The 17,867-nt window shown below is 35.9% G+C and carries 16 protein-coding genes and 5 tRNA genes; 17 read left to right on the top strand and 4 right to left on the bottom strand.

All coding sequences use genetic code 11. The features are described from left to right. Positions 1–18: 18 nt before the first annotated feature. Positions 19–2,847 carry a TonB-dependent receptor gene (locus HQN83_RS14095; RefSeq protein WP_173090986.1) on the top strand — a complete coding sequence of 943 codons (2,829 nt, stop codon included), beginning with the start codon at positions 19–21 and terminating at the stop codon, positions 2,845–2,847. Between the two features lie 90 nt (positions 2,848–2,937). Beyond that, positions 2,938–4,365, top strand: coding sequence for a hypothetical protein (locus tag HQN83_RS14090; RefSeq protein ID WP_173090985.1), 1,428 nt, complete (start codon positions 2,938–2,940; stop codon positions 4,363–4,365). A gap of 94 nt (positions 4,366–4,459) precedes the next feature. Here the strand turns inward: HQN83_RS14090 and HQN83_RS14085 are convergent, their stop codons facing one another. Beyond that, entirely contained in the window at positions 4,460–5,662 is a 1,203-nt protein-coding gene (locus HQN83_RS14085; protein ID WP_173090984.1) for a hypothetical protein, read from the bottom strand. A 222-nt stretch (positions 5,663–5,884) separates the two neighbouring features. Continuing rightward, positions 5,885–7,636: a lysophospholipid acyltransferase family protein gene (locus HQN83_RS14080; protein ID WP_173090983.1), complete on the bottom strand. Its 1,752-nt coding sequence runs from the start codon at positions 7,634–7,636 to the stop codon at positions 5,885–5,887. A 180-nt stretch (positions 7,637–7,816) separates the two neighbouring features. Between HQN83_RS14080 and HQN83_RS14075 the strand changes: the two genes are divergently transcribed. The 3 genes from HQN83_RS14075 (at position 7,817) to HQN83_RS14065 (ending at position 10,334) form a co-directional block, all read left to right on the top strand. Beyond that, a complete protein-coding gene (locus tag HQN83_RS14075; RefSeq protein ID WP_173090982.1) occupies positions 7,817–8,716 on the top strand; it encodes a ComEA family DNA-binding protein in 900 nt (299 codons plus the stop codon). 2 nt (positions 8,717–8,718) lie between these two features. Continuing rightward, positions 8,719–9,246 (top strand): adenine phosphoribosyltransferase, encoded by a 528-nt coding sequence (locus HQN83_RS14070; protein ID WP_173090981.1) that lies wholly within the window; start codon positions 8,719–8,721, stop codon positions 9,244–9,246. 350 nt (positions 9,247–9,596) lie between these two features. Then, positions 9,597–10,334 (top strand): LuxR C-terminal-related transcriptional regulator, encoded by a 738-nt coding sequence (locus HQN83_RS14065; RefSeq protein WP_173090980.1) that lies wholly within the window; start codon positions 9,597–9,599, stop codon positions 10,332–10,334. Here HQN83_RS14065 and HQN83_RS14060 read toward each other — a convergent pair whose 3' ends face one another. Then, complete coding sequence (locus HQN83_RS14060) at positions 10,335–11,384, bottom strand: P-loop NTPase family protein (protein WP_173090979.1); 1,050 nt, start codon at positions 11,382–11,384, stop codon at positions 10,335–10,337. Between the two features lie 198 nt (positions 11,385–11,582). Between HQN83_RS14060 and HQN83_RS14055 the strand changes: the two genes are divergently transcribed. Then, a complete protein-coding gene (locus HQN83_RS14055; RefSeq protein WP_173090978.1) occupies positions 11,583–12,755 on the top strand; it encodes an acyl-CoA dehydrogenase family protein in 1,173 nt (390 codons plus the stop codon). 94 nt (positions 12,756–12,849) lie between these two features. On the opposite strand, the gene HQN83_RS14050 is transcribed toward HQN83_RS14055, so the two are convergent. Then, entirely contained in the window at positions 12,850–13,221 is a 372-nt protein-coding gene (locus HQN83_RS14050; protein WP_173090977.1) for a hypothetical protein, read from the bottom strand. A gap of 155 nt (positions 13,222–13,376) precedes the next feature. On the opposite strand from HQN83_RS14050, the gene rpsU reads away from it, so the two are divergent. From rpsU to nusG, 11 genes are all read left to right on the top strand, one after another. Then, entirely contained in the window at positions 13,377–13,571 is a 195-nt protein-coding gene (gene rpsU / locus HQN83_RS14045; RefSeq protein WP_008243148.1) for a 30S ribosomal protein S21, read from the top strand. A 128-nt stretch (positions 13,572–13,699) separates the two neighbouring features. Then, complete coding sequence (locus HQN83_RS14040; RefSeq protein ID WP_173090976.1) at positions 13,700–14,584, top strand: tyrosine-type recombinase/integrase; 885 nt, start codon at positions 13,700–13,702, stop codon at positions 14,582–14,584. A gap of 16 nt (positions 14,585–14,600) precedes the next feature. Continuing rightward, positions 14,601–14,948 carry a ribosome hibernation-promoting factor, HPF/YfiA family gene (gene hpf / locus HQN83_RS14035; RefSeq protein WP_048907302.1) on the top strand — a complete coding sequence of 116 codons (348 nt, stop codon included), beginning with the start codon at positions 14,601–14,603 and terminating at the stop codon, positions 14,946–14,948. Between the two features lie 209 nt (positions 14,949–15,157). Next, positions 15,158–15,230 (top strand) — tRNA-Thr (locus tag HQN83_RS14030). Positions 15,231–15,238: 8 nt separating this feature from the next. After that, positions 15,239–15,321, top strand: a tRNA-Tyr gene (locus tag HQN83_RS14025). A 12-nt stretch (positions 15,322–15,333) separates the two neighbouring features. Continuing rightward, positions 15,334–15,406, top strand: a tRNA-Gly gene (locus HQN83_RS14020). Between the two features lie 85 nt (positions 15,407–15,491). After that, a tRNA-Thr gene (locus HQN83_RS14015) sits at positions 15,492–15,563 on the top strand. 119 nt (positions 15,564–15,682) lie between these two features. Beyond that, the gene (tuf, locus tag HQN83_RS14010) at positions 15,683–16,870 is read left to right on the top strand and encodes an elongation factor Tu (protein WP_173090975.1); all 1,188 of its coding nucleotides are present in this window, start codon (positions 15,683–15,685) and stop codon (positions 16,868–16,870) included. 116 nt (positions 16,871–16,986) lie between these two features. Then, a tRNA-Trp gene (locus HQN83_RS14005) sits at positions 16,987–17,057 on the top strand. 13 nt (positions 17,058–17,070) lie between these two features. Then, positions 17,071–17,268, top strand: coding sequence for a preprotein translocase subunit SecE (gene secE / locus HQN83_RS14000; protein ID WP_048907692.1), 198 nt, complete (start codon positions 17,071–17,073; stop codon positions 17,266–17,268). Positions 17,269–17,277: 9 nt separating this feature from the next. Continuing rightward, positions 17,278–17,820 carry a transcription termination/antitermination protein NusG gene (gene nusG / locus HQN83_RS13995; RefSeq protein WP_131594779.1) on the top strand — a complete coding sequence of 181 codons (543 nt, stop codon included), beginning with the start codon at positions 17,278–17,280 and terminating at the stop codon, positions 17,818–17,820. The last annotated feature ends 47 nt before the right edge of the window (positions 17,821–17,867 follow it).

Raw genomic sequence — 17,867 nt, 5'->3', positions numbered from 1 at the left:
AAATTAATATACGGCAAATTGAAATCACAACTAAATCTTAAAAAGGCAATAATTACAGCCTTATTTGTAATTATCGGCACAGCAGTATTTGCACAAACAGGCAAAATTTCAGGAAAGGTATCTGATAAGAAAACCGGTGAGACACTTATTGGTGTTACGGTTAAGATAAAGAATACCCCAAAAGGTATGGCTACAGATGTTGATGGTAAGTATTCATTAACAGGATTAGCCAACGGAAAATATACCTTGATTTTTCAATATGTTGGTTACAACGGAAAAGAGATCAGTGACGTAGAAGTTACTGGTGGTAAGAACACAATATTTGATATTATCCTAGATGAAGCTGGCGGACAAAATTTGAATGAGGTAGTTATTCAAGGAAGCTTTAAAAAGGAGAGCGTAAATGCGCTTTATGCCAGACAGAAAAATAGTGCAGTAATATCTGATGGTATTTCATCAGATATGATCAAAAAGAGTCCAGATCGCAGTACAGGAGATGTATTGAAAAGGGTAAGTGGAACAACAATTCAGGATAATAAATTTGTTATAGTTCGTGGCCTTGCGGATAGATATAATAATGCAAGTTTAGATAACTCAAGTTTACCAAGTACTGAACCTAATAAGAAAGCATTTTCTTTTGATATAGTACCATCAGGTTTGATTGATAACATTGTAGTTAATAAAACAGCTACTCCTGATTTGGCAGCTGATTTTGCAGGCGGATCAATTAAGATCATCACTAAAGATATTCCAGATAACAACTTCTTTGAAGTTAGTTTAGGTGGTGGATACAATAGTCAATCAACATTTAAAGAGTTTTTTTATGGACCAAGATATACTGAGAATTACTTTGGATTTGATGGAGGTTATAGACAATTACCAGTGTCAAAAAGTTTTCCTAAAAATACCAATGCTACTGAGGCATTAAGAGGAAATGAGGCGGCAACGATAAATGCTATCAATCAATTGCCGAAAGTTTGGAAAATTGGAGAGCATAATGCCCCACTTTCTCAAAACCACCAGTTGAGTCTGGGTAGAGTGAAAGATTTTAAAAATGGAGGAAAGCTTGGTGCGATTGTTTCATTGACTTATCGCAACTCTGAATTAACTAAGCCTGAAGTTGAACGTGATTATTATACCTACCACTATTCAGATAGGGTAAATACATTTTCTTCAAACATTGGCGCAATGGCAAATTTCGCCTATGTGCAAGGAAAGAATAAAATTAGTTTTAAAAATTTATACAATAGAATACTGGAAGATAAGTTTACGTATCGTACAGGAACTGATGATGGAAGGTCGAGTGACTTAAAATATTATGCATTTGATATGGTGCAGAAAGGGATCCTTAAAACTTCATTGGATGGAGATCATCAGTTAACTGAAAAGAATAAATTGAGTTGGAACCTATCTTATGCAAATATTACCAATAACCAACCAGACCAAAGAAAAATAGGTTATTTAAGAAACGTTGGTTTTAGAGATGATCCAACCAAACCATTTTTAGCCGCTAATACAGCAATAACTAAAGAAAATAACAGATTCTTTTCTGACTTAAATGAAAGTCTTTATGGTGGGGCAGTTAATGATCAGTATAGCATCAAGTTATTTGATAAAAACGCAACTCTAAAAGGTGGACTAGGAGCTAATTATCGTACTCGTGATTTTGGCGCCCGTTTATTAGGGATTACATTAAAAAATGCAGACCAAGATATCCAATCTTTGCCAATAAGCTCATTGTATTCGAATGCATTAATTAAGTCTGGAGTATATGAATTAAGTGAAATAACAGGTAACACTGATAAATATGATGCTAATTCGTTAACCAGCTTTGCATACCTAATGCTTGATCAACCAATTACCGATAAGTTAAGAGCGGTTTATGGTGTGAGAGCAGAAAAGTTCAATTTGAATTTGAATTCAAAAGGGATTGATGGTTCTCCTATAAAAGTTAAGCAGGATTATACAGATGTTTTACCATCTGTTAATTTAACATATGCACTAACAGAAAAAGCAAATTTGCGCGCTTCTTATTACAGAACATTAGCTAGACCTGAGTTTAGAGAACTGGCTCCATTTGACTATTATGATTATGAGCTTCTGGGTAATGTTTCAGGAAATACAAATCTGAAAAGAACATTAATCGACAATGCAGATATTCGATATGAAGTTTATCCTGCAGCCGGTCAAATCTTCTCTGTATCTGCATTCTATAAACATTTTGAAAATGCCATAGAGCCAAGCATTTATGATCAGAATTCAACACCAGCATTTTCTTACTTTAATACTCCTAAAATAAATAATTATGGGATTGAGGTTGAGTTAAGGCATTCTTTAGCTTTCATTGATGAAGAATCAGCATTTAAAAACCTTATGTTTTATGCTAACGGAACTATCGTTAAATCGAAAGTTACCAATCCGACTGACCAACAATATTTAGCAAAAGAACGTCCGATGGTAGGCCAGTCTCCATATTCTGTTAACGCGGGCTTACAATATGGTGCTTTAGACAATAATCTGAATTTCAGCTTGCTTTATAATAGAATTGGCAGAAGAATAGTAAACGCAGGTGGTCAACGTTTTGGTGATGTTTGGGAAGCACCTAGAAATGTAATTGATTTCCAAACCAGCTATAGTTTCTATAAAAAGAAAGCACAGATTAAGCTTAATGTGAATGACCTGTTAAACAATCAAGCTGTGTTCTACTTTGATTATAATAACGATAAAAAGTTTAGTCCAAATAATGTTGTTACCAATTCAGAAACTGGTAAGACTTCAAAAGATGAAATTTTGTCAAGATTCAAGACAGGAACGAATGTTTCAATGTCAGTTTCTTATTCATTCTAATCAGATTTACATAACAGTAATTTAATATATAATTGACTTTCAGTTTATTCTAATTTAATTCCTTTACAAAAAAAATAAAAATACGAAAACATGAAAAAACATTTTGTTCTTCTTGGTTTAGCCTTCACCTTACTGGCTGTATCTTGTTCTAAAAATAATAATGAGGATCCGGAAATAATTACTCCTGTTGAAGGTTCAGTAGTCGTGTCTGGTGATATTAAAACTAATACTACATGGACTGCTGATAAAATATATAACTTAAAAGGATATGTATATGTTATTGATGGTGCAACATTGACTATTGAGCCAGGTACAATCATTAAAGGCGATAAAGCGTCGAAAGCAACTTTAATTATTACAAGAGGTGCAAAAATTAATGCTACAGGTACTGTTGATAAACCAATTGTATTCACTTCAGGTGTTGCAGCAGGTGCTCGTAGAGAGGGTGACTGGGGTGGATTAGTTCTTCTTGGAAAAGCTAAGCATAACAAAGGTACTGCTAAAGTTGAAGGTGGTTTAACTCCAACTGCGGGAGGAGATGAGGCTAAGTATATCCAATTTGGAGGTACTGATGATGCTGATAACTCTGGTACACTTAAGTATGTGCGTGTTGAATATGCAGGTATCCCTTTTTCAGTAGATAATGAGATCAATGGTATTACATTTGGCGCAGTTGGTTCTGGAACTACTATTGACTATGTTCAGGTTTATCGTTCAGGTGATGATGCATTCGAATGGTTTGGAGGTTCTGTAAATGCTAAACACCTTATTGCATCAGGCACATGGGATGATGATTTTGATACTGACAATGGGTTCAGTGGAAAAATTCAATTTGCATTAGCGCAACGTTTTCCTTTAATAGCTGATCAATCGGGTTCAAATGGCTTCGAATCAGATAATGATCCTGATGGTTTAGACATCGTTCCTCAAACATCCGCTATATTCTCTAACGTAACTGTAGTTGGTCCATTATCAGCTGCAAATACTAAAATCAATGGTTTCTTTCAACATGCTGCTCAAATCAGAAGAAATTCAGCTATCAGCACCTTTAATTCAATCTTTACTGGATTCCCTGACGGTATCTATATTGATGATACAAAAGTAGCTACTGCTGGAGCAACTACTGCAAATTATACTGCAGGTCGTTTATCATTCGAAAACAACTTAATATATGGTATAACAGGCCAAGAGATTAAAGGAAATAAAGGTGTTATTGAAGCTACTTTGAGAGCAACTAATTCTTTTGTTGCAGGTAGTTGGGCAGGTGCATTGCTTGCATCTCCATACAAATATTCATCAGATATTGCTGCCGCGGTTAGTACGGGAAGACCTGATTTTACTTTGGCTACAGGTTCTGTTGCTGCAGCAGGTGCTTTATTTACAAACGCTAAGGTTGCTGATGCTTTCTTTGAGAAAGTAGCTTATAAAGGCGCTTTCGGTACTACCGATTGGACTGCTGGTTGGGCTAATTTTGATCCTCAGGTAATGCCTTATACAACTCCTGGAGCTGTAAAATAAGATTTAAATTATAAAATTTTGGAAAGGTCTTTTTGCATTGCAAAAAGACCTTTTTATTTAACGCAGCTTTGCAGCTATGTTAGCGAATATTATTTTAGTGTTTGGGTTCGTAAGCATAAACAACCTGGTAGGGGATTTTTTTTAGTTTAGCAGACATTTGCCCGATACCAAGGTCCTCTTTCTGTGGTGTAGGCTCACAAATAGAGTAGGTTCTGCCTTTATAGACTATAGGATCACCTCCTATAGGGGTGTCAAACTGAACTGCCATGGTTATATGGGTTGGATATAACAAGGCAATCATTGGGACATCGTATATCTCTTTTACAAGATAAAAAAACAAAGCAGCCCTATCATCGCAATCACTGTACTTAGAAAATAGCGTCTCTTCTGGAGAGAGTCGTTTTTCCTTTCCAAAATTCTCTTCGTCGTTCTCATAAAGAAATGCATATCTGGTAAAACGCATTAGGTAGTCAATACCTTTCTTTTGTTTCATTCCGCTTACATTTTTTTTGAGAAGAGGTATTAATGAACCATAAGTTTCTTTACTTAAAGGAATGTTAAAATAGGATTCGAAGTCAACTACCGGGTAGTTAGCAAAAATAGTTTCTACATCAGGATTTAGCTTAATATTGAAATGGTAAGTTTTATGTTTATAGCTAAACTGGAGTTGTTTTTCATAATAGTCTTCAGGCTTGAAATCAGGCATTCTGGTTACTTTGTACGAAAATGCCTCCTTAGCTTCAGGAATGCTGATCATATCATGCGGAGGAACCTTATTGAGGTCGGCATAAGCATAATCATGATGGTTTAGGCACATGTATTTTTTGTTTTTAAACATGATGAAAGGGATGTCAGAAATATCCTCATCGTTATAAACATAAAATATGATTCGATTGTCGGCAATGGTAAGTCTTGTATCGTAGCCTGATTTACCTAAAAGAAACCATTTGTAAAAGGTGTAGCGCTCATAATTATCCTTTTTAGGACTAATCTGTTGGGCTGTTTTTCTGATCAGCTGATAGTAAAGCCAATCGTTTAGCTGATGTTTCTCTTTGTAGGTAGTAAGAGCTTTTATTATAGACGCGTATTTGCCTGCATTTACCTTATTGTAGCTCGATTTAATATACTGCTCCGAAAGCTCCGTAGGGGTATTTACGATGATAGAAGAATCAACTTCAAGATTGAAGGTGTCATTATAGAACTCGAAGCTAATATTGTAACTAGCGTTTTGACTATATACAATGTTTGTAGCCAGAAGTAAAATTAGTGTACCGAATATTTTTAGCAAACGGCCCATGGCTCTGTGGATTAATTAATATTATGGTAACATTAAATATACACAGAATTAACAGTGATTGTATATTAAGTTTTTGTCTGTATAAAATTATATAGTAACCGACAGTTAACAGGTACTTAACATTATGCCAGTACTTTTGTGACATAAATATTTGGTTAGTATTTATATACGTTTAGGTTTAGTTGATAAAAAAAGCCCCGATGGATGTCAGGGCTTTTTTAATTAAAAATTCTTACCAATCTTCTCCAGCATTTCAGGCGGGATATTCTGCATATCTACAACAAGAAAGCCATCAAGACAATCAGAAAACTTAGGATCAATATTGAAACAGATGATCTTGGCGTTAAGATTCATGTACTGTCTAAGCAATACCGGTATCTTGATATGAGAGTTTTCAATATCGGATATTAAACTATCCAAATCTTTTAGTGAATCGCTGCTTTCAATTAATAGATCCTTATCAATAGCGGAAAGATCTGCTTTAAACTTATTTTTAGGCTTCACATAATGTGCAAGCTCATAGTCAAAGTGATTCTTAGTAATGTAGTCTACTATTAACGACTTAGAGAATTTAGAGAAATTATTGCTGATGCTTACAGGGCCAAACATGTAGCGATAGTGTGGATTATCGAGCAAGTATTTTAAAATGCCTTTCCACAACAAGAAAAGTGGAAGTGGCTTCTGCTGATATTCTTTTCTTATCCATGATCTTCCAAGTTCAATGCCTCGCCTTAAGATTGGGTAAAAAGGTTCCTTGATTTTGAAAAGTTCAGAAAGGTAAAAACCTCGTCTGCCCATTGTGTTTAAAATTTCATCACCTTTTCCTATACGATAAGCACCTACAATATTTTGTTTTTCTTTATCCCAGATGAAAAGGTGGTGGTAATAGATGTCGTAATTATCAAGATCAATCTTTTTATTGGTTCCTTCACCAACTTCTCTAAAAGTAATTTCCCTTAGTCGGCCAATCTCTCTTAAAATATTTGGGATGGCAACTGTAGGAACGATATAAACTTCGTAGTTCTTTTCTTGCCATACTCTGAAATTTTCAAGCTGGTCAACTTCCTCTACTATTTTATTACGATCCGTTTCTGCAATAACCTCTTCAGGCTTTTTCTTTATCTTAAAGAGGTTGATTGGATTAAATAATTTTTTCTCTTGTTCTAAGCCTGTTCCAAGAGCATAGGTACGGGCTCTAAGAAAATCTAGTAACTTATTCGTGTTATTTCTATAAGAGATATCTTCTATATTAATAGGCTTGCCAATTCTTACTTTTATTTTTAAACCTTGTTTGTTTAAAAATTCTGAAGGCAGTTTAGCTGTTCTTAATGTTGGATGAATAAAGCTAAGAATATTGAATAGCACTCCGTTGTTGCCATGGAAATAGATTGGTACTACAGGTAGTTTAGCCCTCGCAATTAATTTACCAACTACCGGATGCCATATTCTATCTGTAATTTCCTGCTTATCTAAGCTAAAAGTAGAAACCTCACCGGCTGGAAATATTCCTATAGGTGTACCACTTTGTAGTAGGTCGAAAGTTGCCTTTAAACCACTGATACTTGATGAGTGCTGAACATTTTCGAATGGGTTTACTGCTACAAAGAATTCACTTAGGTTAGGAATTTTTTTAAGTATGAAGTTCACCATTACTTTTGCCTCTGGCCTTACTGTACAAAGTAACTTTACAAGGGCAAGACCTTCAATACCACCATAAGGATGGTTAGCAATCGCAATAAAACCTCCGGTTTTGGGAATGCTTTTAAGGTCGTCCTCATCAAAGTCTATACTAACGCCAATGGTTTCTAGAATTTTATCGACAAATTCTAAACCATTAAAGTGTTCATTCTGTGAAAAAACTTTGTTGATGTCATTGAGTTTCATCATCTCCATGAGTAAAGCCGCAAGTCCGGGTACGCCCAACTTATCTATTTTGGTAGCTTTTGCAAACTCTTGGGTAGTTATGATCTTCATTTAAATTCCGGTTTGTGAAACATTATCCAACCTCAAAAGTAAGATTTATATTTTTAATCATCGCCGACAACCTGAAATATAAAGGGATTCACTGTAAGGAACAGGTAATAATTTGAAAAGGGTTTACTGACTAAAACTTTAACAGGTGGTTATTTAAAATAATCTGATATAGATTAGGCAATGAGAAAGTTGTTGAATGCTTATTTTGATTTCAGTAAACGTGAATTCAATGGCCTTATGGTTTTAATAGTACTAATACTGATGATTAGCGCTATTCCTTATATATATGAATATGTAAATCCCGAAGAAGATAATTCAGAAATTGAGCATTTGGCAATTAAAAGGCTATCGTTGCCTATTAAAAAGACTACTGCGTTTAGGAAGGCCAATTTAAAGCATCGTGTTAAGAATGAAGTTAAGCATTCGTTGTTTTTGTTTGATCCCAATACGATTAATGCTGATGACTGGCAAAGGCTCGGTCTGTCATTTAAACAATCGGCAGCTATTTTAAAATATTTGGCAAAAGGGGGGAGGTTTAGGAAAGTAGAGGATTTACAGAAGATGTACACTATTAATGAAAAGATGTACGCCAAGATATATCCTTATGTGCGAATTGAAAGTAGTGATGAAATAAAGCCAGTGAAAAAGTTTAACAACAAAACTGCATATGCTGTTCCCAAAGAAATAGTAATTGAAATAAATGAGGCTGACAGTGCAACTCTTACCCAGATAAAAGGTATTGGTGCCAGTTTTGCCAAAAGGATAATAAAGTATAAAGAAAGAGTTGGTGGATTTTATAAAAAGGAGCAACTGCTTGAAGTGTTCGGACTGGACTCTGCAAAGTTTGAAGAGATTAAGGGTCAGATTTCTGTAAATGCTAACGGGTTAAAAATGATCAATATCAATACTGCAAAACTGGAAGATTTTAAGGGACATCCTTATATAAGGTATAAGCAAGTAAATGCTATAATTGAGTATAGAAAACAACACGGAAATTATAGTAATATTGCTGACTTAAATAAGGTAGCCATCGTAAGTCAGGATATGATTGAACGTTTGGCTCCTTACCTTACTTTTTAGTCATGATTGAATCGAGAATAAAACAAACTGTACGTGATGTAAATGATTTTCCAAAGCCGGGTATCATTTTTAAAGACATTACGCCGATATTAAAAGATCCAGGTTTATGCCGGGATATTACGGTCGCGCTGGCCGAACAACTTTCTAATGTGGATATTGATGTGGTTGCAGGTATAGAAAGCCGGGGTTTTTTATTTGGTCCATCATTGGCACAGTTGCTAAATGTTCCTTTTATACCGATCAGAAAGGCTGGTAAGCTTCCTTATAAAACTATTCAGCAATCTTACGATCTTGAATATGGTAGCGCTACAATAGAGTGTCATCAGGATGCCTTGCTTAAAGGACAGAAAGTTTTGGTGCACGATGATTTATTGGCGACGGGAGGAACGGTGGTTGCCGCATCTAAGTTGATTATGCAAATGGAAGCAACTGTGGCAGCTTATTCTTTTATTATTTCGCTGGATTTCTTACACGGCAGAGAGCGACTAAAACCTTATGGCAATGAGGTTTTTTCTTTGGCTTCGTACTAAGCAAACTGATTGGTTTGCAAGTGAGTTGGTGTATTTGATGGGGTGTTAACAGGACGTTACTTCGGCTGTGGCCCTATCAAGGCCCTAGCAACACCCTATCAGGGCCCCAGCAAAGCCCCCACAACAGACGCAATTTTTGTTTCACCCTAAATTACTGGCACTTGACGTAAACACAAGATTTGCAGAGAAAGTGAAATTAGTTTTAGAAGGAGAATAGAAAAGTGAAAGGAAGATGATGAAATGAGCGGTATTTTTTTTAAACTTGTTGCAAAATTAGTAGTACTTCTACTTATAATCAACTGAGTAAATACGCAGGTTTTAATTAGAAGAACTCTCTAAACGGATATAAAATGAAAACGAAAGGGAATTTTGGAGACTATTCGAGGAACTTTATTACTGATGTTCCTACTGATCTGAAGAGCGAGCAGTCGTTATTCTTTGAAAAGACAATCCCCAGATTTGCGGAAGAAGCCATCTATATCTATTCGTTTAAAGAGAACAGAATGATTTTTGCCAGCGGTTGGGAAGAGGTTGTTGGTTATAAAGATGATGAGATAAATATGCTGGCAATAGTTAATATGTCGGCTCCCGAATTTGCTCCTTTTTCGCATGATCTCAATGATAAAGCACTAAAATTTATTCACAACAAAACAAAGGATCTAGAAAAGTATAGTTTTACTATTGAACTGAAAAAGATCCATAAAAATGGGAGTGAAGTTCCTATTTCGGCAAGGGTTGGCGTTTTTAGCTCTGAAAACGGTAAAATTGAATCTATAATAGGCCGTTTCCAAATTAACCGAAGTCTTATTTTTGGGAAAATAATGAGGTATGCAGCTTACGGGCCTGATAAGGAAAAGTTTGAAGAAGAGTTAAATAAGATCTTATTTTATCATTTGGCAATATCAAATAAAGAGAAAGAAGCTCTTTCATTTGTTGCAAAAGGGTATTCTTTTAAGGAGATTGCTTATGAACTTGGTGTTTCACATTCGGCAATTGAAAAAAGAATAATCCCTTTGTATAAACGATTTGATGTGAAGAGCTTAACTCACCTGGTTAGTTTTGCATATGATAACAATATACTTCCTTAATTAAACTACATCCAGATTTACGGTTGTAATATTTGATTTTTCTATTCCTATGTTTTCCAATAATGTTTCCCAGCGTTCTTCGGCATGTCTTGTTGGGTCTTCGTTACCCATAACCCAAATGATGCTTTTCTCCTTAATGGCTTTTTTATTTAATTCGCCACATGCAAGGTTGTTAAGGATGTTGTAGAATTGCTTTGCACTTAGTATATCTCCTTCAACATGCCCGCCAGGGTTTATATCGTCAATAACCAATAAGGAAGAATTTCTCCACGACCATGCTCCTGGCTTAGTAATAGGTGGATTATCTTCATTCTCATAAAATAAGCAAAGTAGTTTTACGGCAGTTACATAACTGCAACTGTTATTTTTAATGGATGATTCTGTTGCAATCCCAACAGATAGCATTGTTTTTCCGCTACCTCTGGAGCCAAATAGTAACATGTGCTTGCCGGGTTCATTATGACTAAGGAAATTTAGTATAGCAGCTTTGTTTTCTTCTTTAATTTGCTGATTCCATTGGCTTAATCGTAATTGAAAAGGATAGTCAGCATTTTGAAGGAACATTTTGGTTGTGTACCAATAATAGAATGGGTAGGTAACTAGTAGGATTAGTACAATAAGCCCTATAACCATACCATCATTAGGTTTGCAGGTTAGGCTAGCAGCGAAAGCGCCTATGCCGAAGTAGACCAGATCTGTTAAGGTATCGAAAGTTACATTTATCCATGCCGGTTGGAATGTGTATTTACCAGCTCCAAGTGCTTTTCGTTTTGATTCTTTTTTAAATAGCAATGGCCAAAGGAAATTAAACAGTTCAAATAGAATCCAGGCTCCCCAAACTCCAAAAGCTGCCCAAAGTTCTGGATGAGAGAGTTTCGTTTTTGATTCCAAAACTTTATAAATAAGAATAGTGGGGATAAACCCAAGAGAAAAGTGGCCAAATTGGTTTGCCAGCCAGGAATAAGTTAGGGTTACTCCTCTATAGGAATCCTTACCTATAAGGTCATTTTTTAATTGAGCTATAAGGTCTTTAATCGTAATAAACTTCATGAGATGCTTTAATTAGATAATTCTAAAGTGGTAAAGCTAAAAAAAAATAAAAAAAGTTTTCTACGTATTTGACTGACTTAAAATCAAGAGGTAAGGTTAATGAACTAAATACCATTTCGTTCTACTATTTTACAAGTTTGGAACTTGCGTTCCTATTGTTTTATTTGTTTATAATTGTCCGGATTCAATCGGTAAATTATGTTAGAAACAATGGATAATTCTGTGGGATATAACTTTGGTGTCTCAGAAAATCAGGAAATGATAAGAAAGATGGTAGATGATTTTGCTGAAAAGAATATTCGTGCAAACGTAATGGAATGGGATGAAGTACAACATTTTCCTATAGAAGTTTTTAAGAAACTTGGTGAATTGGGGTTAATGGGGGTTTTGGTACCAGAGACTTATGGTGGTTCTGGTTTTGGATATCAGGAATACGTAGATGTAATTGTAGGTATATCAAAAGTCTGCGGTTCTATAGGTCTCTCTTTGGCTGCCCATAATTCTTTGTGCACTGGGCACATCCTTGCTTTTGCTAATGAGGAACAAAAAAGAAGGTGGCTACCTAAGTTAGCAACCGCTGAATGGATAGGCGCATGGGGACTAACAGAAGCAAACACTGGCTCCGATGCTTTAAGAATGATGACCGTTGCTACGCTTGATGGAGATGAGTATGTTCTAAATGGATCTAAAAACTGGATTACACATGGTAAAAGTGGAGATGTAGCGGTTGTTATGGCCAGAACGGGAGAGAAAGGTGATTCTAATGGAATTTCTGCTTTTGTTGTAGAAAGAGGAACCCCTGGGTTTGCGGCAGGAAAAAAAGAGAACAAGCTTGGAATGAGGGCTTCTGAAACCACGGAAATGATATTCGACAACTGTCGTATCCCAAAGGAAAATCTTTTAGGAAATATAGGAGAAGGATTTAAGCAAGCAATGAAAGTTCTGGATGGGGGACGAATTTCTATAGCGGCTTTGGCTCTTGGTATTGCAAAGGGGGCTTATCAGGCAGCAGTTGCTTATGCAAAACAGCGTCATCAGTTTGGCCAGCCGATAGCAAGTTTTCAGGGGATTAGTTTTAAATTAGCCGATATGGCTACTGAGATTGAAGCGGCTGAGTTATTAATTAGGCAGGCCGCTGATTTAAAGAACCGAGGCTTACCTATGACTAAAGAATCTGCAATGGCTAAATATTTTGCTTCGGAAGTTGCTGTGAGAACTTCAACTGAGGCTGTGCAGATTTTTGGCGGCTATGGATATACTAAGGATTTTCCGGTTGAAAAGTTTTATAGAGACAGCAAATTATGTACTATAGGAGAGGGAACTTCTGAAATTCAGAAAATAGTTATTGCAAGAGAAGTTTTAAAACATTAGATTAGTGTAACTAAATAACAGAGAATATTCTAACCAAATATAAAACCAATTAATCCGGCATATTTAAGTATGCCGGATTTTTGTTTTATAGGGATTACTTTATTGAGATAATACGATCAACAACAAAGGGACTGTAGCCTCTCCATGGAAGAGTGCTTACATATTCTTTATAGTGCAATTCGAATGTCTTCCCGCTATTCATCATCATTTTCTCGGCAATAGCTTTGTCTTCAACAGAAAATTCAAATTCGTTAGATTGGATATTTCCCGTTTGTTTTGAGCGGATTCCTGATTGGATCAGCTTACCTTCATAGGTTTTAAACATATAGCCTTTTCTTACTACATAATTTAGTTCGCCGGCTTTAACGCCATCGCCAAATACGAAGTAGTAACGATAATAAATGAATCCTGAGAGGATAACGATTATAATAGCTAAAGTGATGAATAGCGGTTTTTTAGATTTCATGTTAGATTTATTTTATTATTAAAAATAAACATAAAAAGTCTACTGTGTGTTTTTAAGAATAATATTATTAATTATATTAAACATACTGTTTTGATTATCAAATGAAATGCCTATCTTTGCAGTCCTAAAAACAACGAGAGGAGGTATTTTACGTTATGATTATCATTAATATTAAAGACGGTGAATCACTAGATAAAGCGTTAAAACGTTTCAAAAAGAAATTTGAAAAAACAGGTGTGTTAAGAGAATTGCGTAGCCGCCAAGCTTACGAGAAAAAATCTGTAGCACGTCGTACGTTAGTTAAACACGCTATTTATAAGCAAAATATGCAACTAGAAGGAACAATTTAGTTCTAATAGTTTACTATAATAGTATTAAAAGCCATCAATTTTTGATGGCTTTTTTTTGTTCAAATAAAAAGGAATTGTTAAGATAATGTTTTGTATATTCACTCTATCGAGCAATACAAATAGTTTCTATGACTGTTGAACAATTTCTAACATATCTCCAGCACGAGAAGCGATATTCTCCACACACCGTACAATCCTACCGAACCGATCTGATTCAGTTTAGAGATTTTATGTCTCAAACATTTGAAATAGAACTTGAGGCTGTAGAATACGTTCATGTGAGGAATTTTATGGTTTGGCTGATGGAGGAGGGGATTACCGAGAATTCAATAGGTAGGAAGCTCTCTACATTGCGTAGCTTCTATAAATATCTTGTTAGGGGGCAAGTTATCCGATCAAGCCCTATGACTCTTGTTAAGGCTCCTAAAGTTCCTAAGCGACTTCCTGTATTTGTTGATGATCAGAAACTGGATGTATTACTTGATTCTGATGAGTTTTTTGATGGAAGTTTCTCGTCTGTAAGAGACAGGCTGGTTATTGAAACGTTGTTTGGAACCGGAATGCGGCTTGCGGAATTGTTGTCATTAAAAGAGTCTGATGTTAATTTTTATGAATCAACAGTCAGAGTTTTAGGTAAAAGAAATAAAGAAAGGGTAGTTCCGATAGGCAAACTACTTGAGGATCAGTTAAGAGCTTATATTGAGCTAAAAACATTACAAAATTTTGATAACAAAACGGGGGGCTTATTCGTTACAGATAAAGGAGCGGATGCATATCCTACATTGATATACCGAATAGTTCAGCGTTATTTAAGTTTCATTTCAACGCAGGATAAGAAAAGCCCGCACGTGTTGCGTCATTCTTATGCTACCAGTCTGTTGAATAGGGGGGCGGACTTAAATGCGATAAAAGAGTTGTTAGGGCATGCAAGCTTGGCTGCTACCCAGGTTTATACTCACAATTCAGTAGAAAGATTAAAATCAATATATAAACAAGCCCATCCAAAGGCATAAAAAAGAGGAGGAAAATATGAAAATTACAGTTCAATCGATCCATTTCAATGCAGACCAGAAGTTATTAGATTTCATTCAGAAGAAAGTAGATAAGCTAGATCAGTTTTTTGATCAGATTATAAGTGGCGAAGTTTATTTAAAATTAGAGAATGTAGATGATGAGGCTAATAAAATAAGTGAGATTAAATTGATCGTACCGGGCGGAACAATGTTCGCAAAAGAACAATGTAAATCATTTGAGGAAGCTACAGATTTAGCAATTGAGTCGTTAAGAAAGCAAATTACCAAACATAAAGACAAGACGCGAATAAAATTAAGTGAACATAAGGCAATTTTAAATGCGAATGAAGTATCTGATTATTAAGGACATATTTTAGCATTTTTTTTATATTGAATTGGCGAAGTTACTTTCGCCAATTTTTTTTTAAAATAAATTTTGCGTCTATCAATTATTCTTGTAGATTTGCATTCCATTTCAGAGAGGGCGTTACCTCAACAACTAAAATGGAATGTTCTATGAAAGATTAATATTATAAAATTTGTTGCTTCATTTGTAAGCAGCATATGATATAAGCCTCCTTAGCTCAGCTGGTAGAGCAACTGACTTGTAATCAGTAGGTCATTGGTTCGATCCCGATAGGAGGCTCTTTTTTTGGGGAGATACCAGAGTGGCCAAATGGGACAGACTGTAACTCTGTTGTCGCAAGACTTCGAAGGTTCGAATCCTTCTCTCCCCACAATAAAAAGAAGCGGAAGTAGCTCAGTTGGTAGAGCGATAGCCTTCCAAGCTATAGGTCGCGAGTTCGAACCTCGTCTTCCGCTCTTAAATGGAAAAAGGTGGGCAGTCGGCAGAGATTGTGGAGTTGATTCTTAACGGGATTAAATAATAAGCTGCTAGAGATTAAAAGCCGAAGTAGCTCAGCGGTAGAGCACTTCCTTGGTAAGGAAGAGGTCGTGGGTTCAAGTCCCATCTTTGGCTCAAAAGTAATAGGCTTTGTTGAATCTGTTTAAACGCAGAGTGAACAAGGTTTTTTGTATTGAATTGTATCAAAACAATAAATAAATAAAAAGTTATAACCTACTAATAAGTATAAAAACATGGCAAAAGAAAAGTTTGACCGCAGCAAGCCGCACTTAAACATCGGCACAATCGGTCACGTTGACCACGGTAAAACAACCTTAACAGCAGCTATCACTAAAGTGTTATCTGATGCTGGTTTATCTGAGGCGCGTTCATTTGATTCAATTGACTCAGCTCCTGAGGAAAAAGAAAGAGGTATCACCATTAATACAGCACACGTTGAGTATTCAACAGCTAACCGTCACTATGCACACGTTGACTGTCCAGGTCACGCGGATTACGTGAAAAACATGGTTACTGGTGCTGCGCAAATGGATGGAGCTATCATTGTTGTAGCTGCTACAGATGGTCCGATGCCACAAACTCGTGAGCACATTCTATTGGCTCGTCAGGTAGGTGTTCCTTCGTTGGTAGTATTCATGAATAAAGTGGATATGGTTGACGATCCTGAATTGTTAGAATTAGTAGAAATGGAAGTTCGTGAATTGTTATCATTCTATGAATTCCCTGGTGATGATATTCCTGTTATTCAAGGTTCAGCTCTTGGTGGCTTGAACGGAGATCCAAAATGGGTAGGTAAAATCATGGAATTAATGGATGCTGTTGATAGCTACATTCCAATTCCTCCACGTTTAACTGATCTTCCATTCTTAATGCCTGTTGAAGATGTATTCTCGATCACTGGTCGTGGTACTGTAGCAACTGGTCGTATTGAGCGTGGTGTAATCAACTCTGGAGATCCAGTTGAGATCTTAGGTATGGGTGCAGAAAATCTTAAATCAACTGTAACAGGTGTTGAGATGTTCCGTAAGATCCTTGATTATGGTGAAGCAGGTGATAACGTAGGTTTATTGTTACGTGGTATTGAGAAAACTGATATCCGTCGTGGTATGGTTATCTGTAAACCAGGTTCTGTAACTCCTCACACTGATTTCAAAGCTGAGATCTATGTATTATCAAAAGCAGAAGGTGGACGTCACACTCCATTCTTTAACAAATACCGTCCACAATTCTATTTCCGTACCACAGACGTTACTGGTGAGATTACACTAGCTGAAGGAACTGAAATGGTTATGCCAGGTGATAACGTTACTATCAATGTTAAATTGATCAACGCAATCGCAATGGAAAAAGGTCTACGTTTCGCTATCCGTGAAGGTGGTAGAACAGTAGGTGCTGGTCAGGTAACTGAAATCGTAAAATAGTTCTAAGTATCAATAGATACAGAACAAATTTATAAAGCAAAGTACTTGGGCTTTGATTGCCTAAGTACTTTGTTCTAATACCAAAATCAATTCGCTCGGAAAGGCGTAAATTATACACGGGAATAGTTCAACGGTAGAATAGAGGTCTCCAAAACCTTTGATCAGGGTTCGAATCCTTGTTCCCGTGCAAAACATTAATTATGGCTAAAGTAGTTCAATTTGTTAAAGAATCATATGAAGAAATGACCCAGAAGGTTACTTGGCCTACATGGGGAGAATTGCAAAATTCTGCAGTGTTGGTTTTAGTAGCTTCGCTTATTATTGCATGTGTTGTATTTGCAATGGATAAGGGTTCTACGTTCGTTTTGGATACTTTTTATAAATCACTTTCTAATTAATATAGCTAAATGAACGATCAGTTGAAATGGTATGTAGTTAGGGCCGTTAGTGGAAAAGAGAAGAAAGTAAAACAGTATATTGATTCTGAAATTAGCCGTTTAGGCTTTTCGCATTTGGTTCCACAGGTATTAATACCGATGGAAAAGTATTATCAAATGAAAGACGGAAAAAAGATTGCAAAAGAACGCAACTTTTATCCAGGTTATGTTTTAATTGAAGCTATTTTAGATGGTGAATTAGAACATATAATTAAGAATGTTAATAGCGTTATTGGTTTCTTAGGAGATAAAGGTGGAAACCCGGTTCCTATGCGCCAGGCAGAAGTTAACCGTATTTTAGGTAAAGTTGATGAGATGAGCCAACAAAGCGAAACCATGAACGTTGCTTACTATGTTGGAGAAAACGTTAAAGTAATGGATGGACCGTTCAACGGTTTTACCGGCGTTATTGAAGAGGTTAACGAAGAGAAAAAGAAATTAAAAGTTATGGTTAAAATCTTTGGAAGAAAAACTCCATTAGAGCTTAACTATATGCAAGTAGAAAAGGAATAGATAAAGATCTTAAATGTTACATGCTTCCAACATTTTAACATTGAGTA

Origin of the sequence: Pedobacter foliorum (assembly GCF_013266735.1) — a bacterium.
GTDB classification, from domain to species: domain Bacteria; phylum Bacteroidota; class Bacteroidia; order Sphingobacteriales; family Sphingobacteriaceae; genus Pedobacter; species Pedobacter foliorum.
Note: the sequence above shows the minus strand (reverse complement) of the source record. Positions and strands in the feature narration are given on the sequence as shown.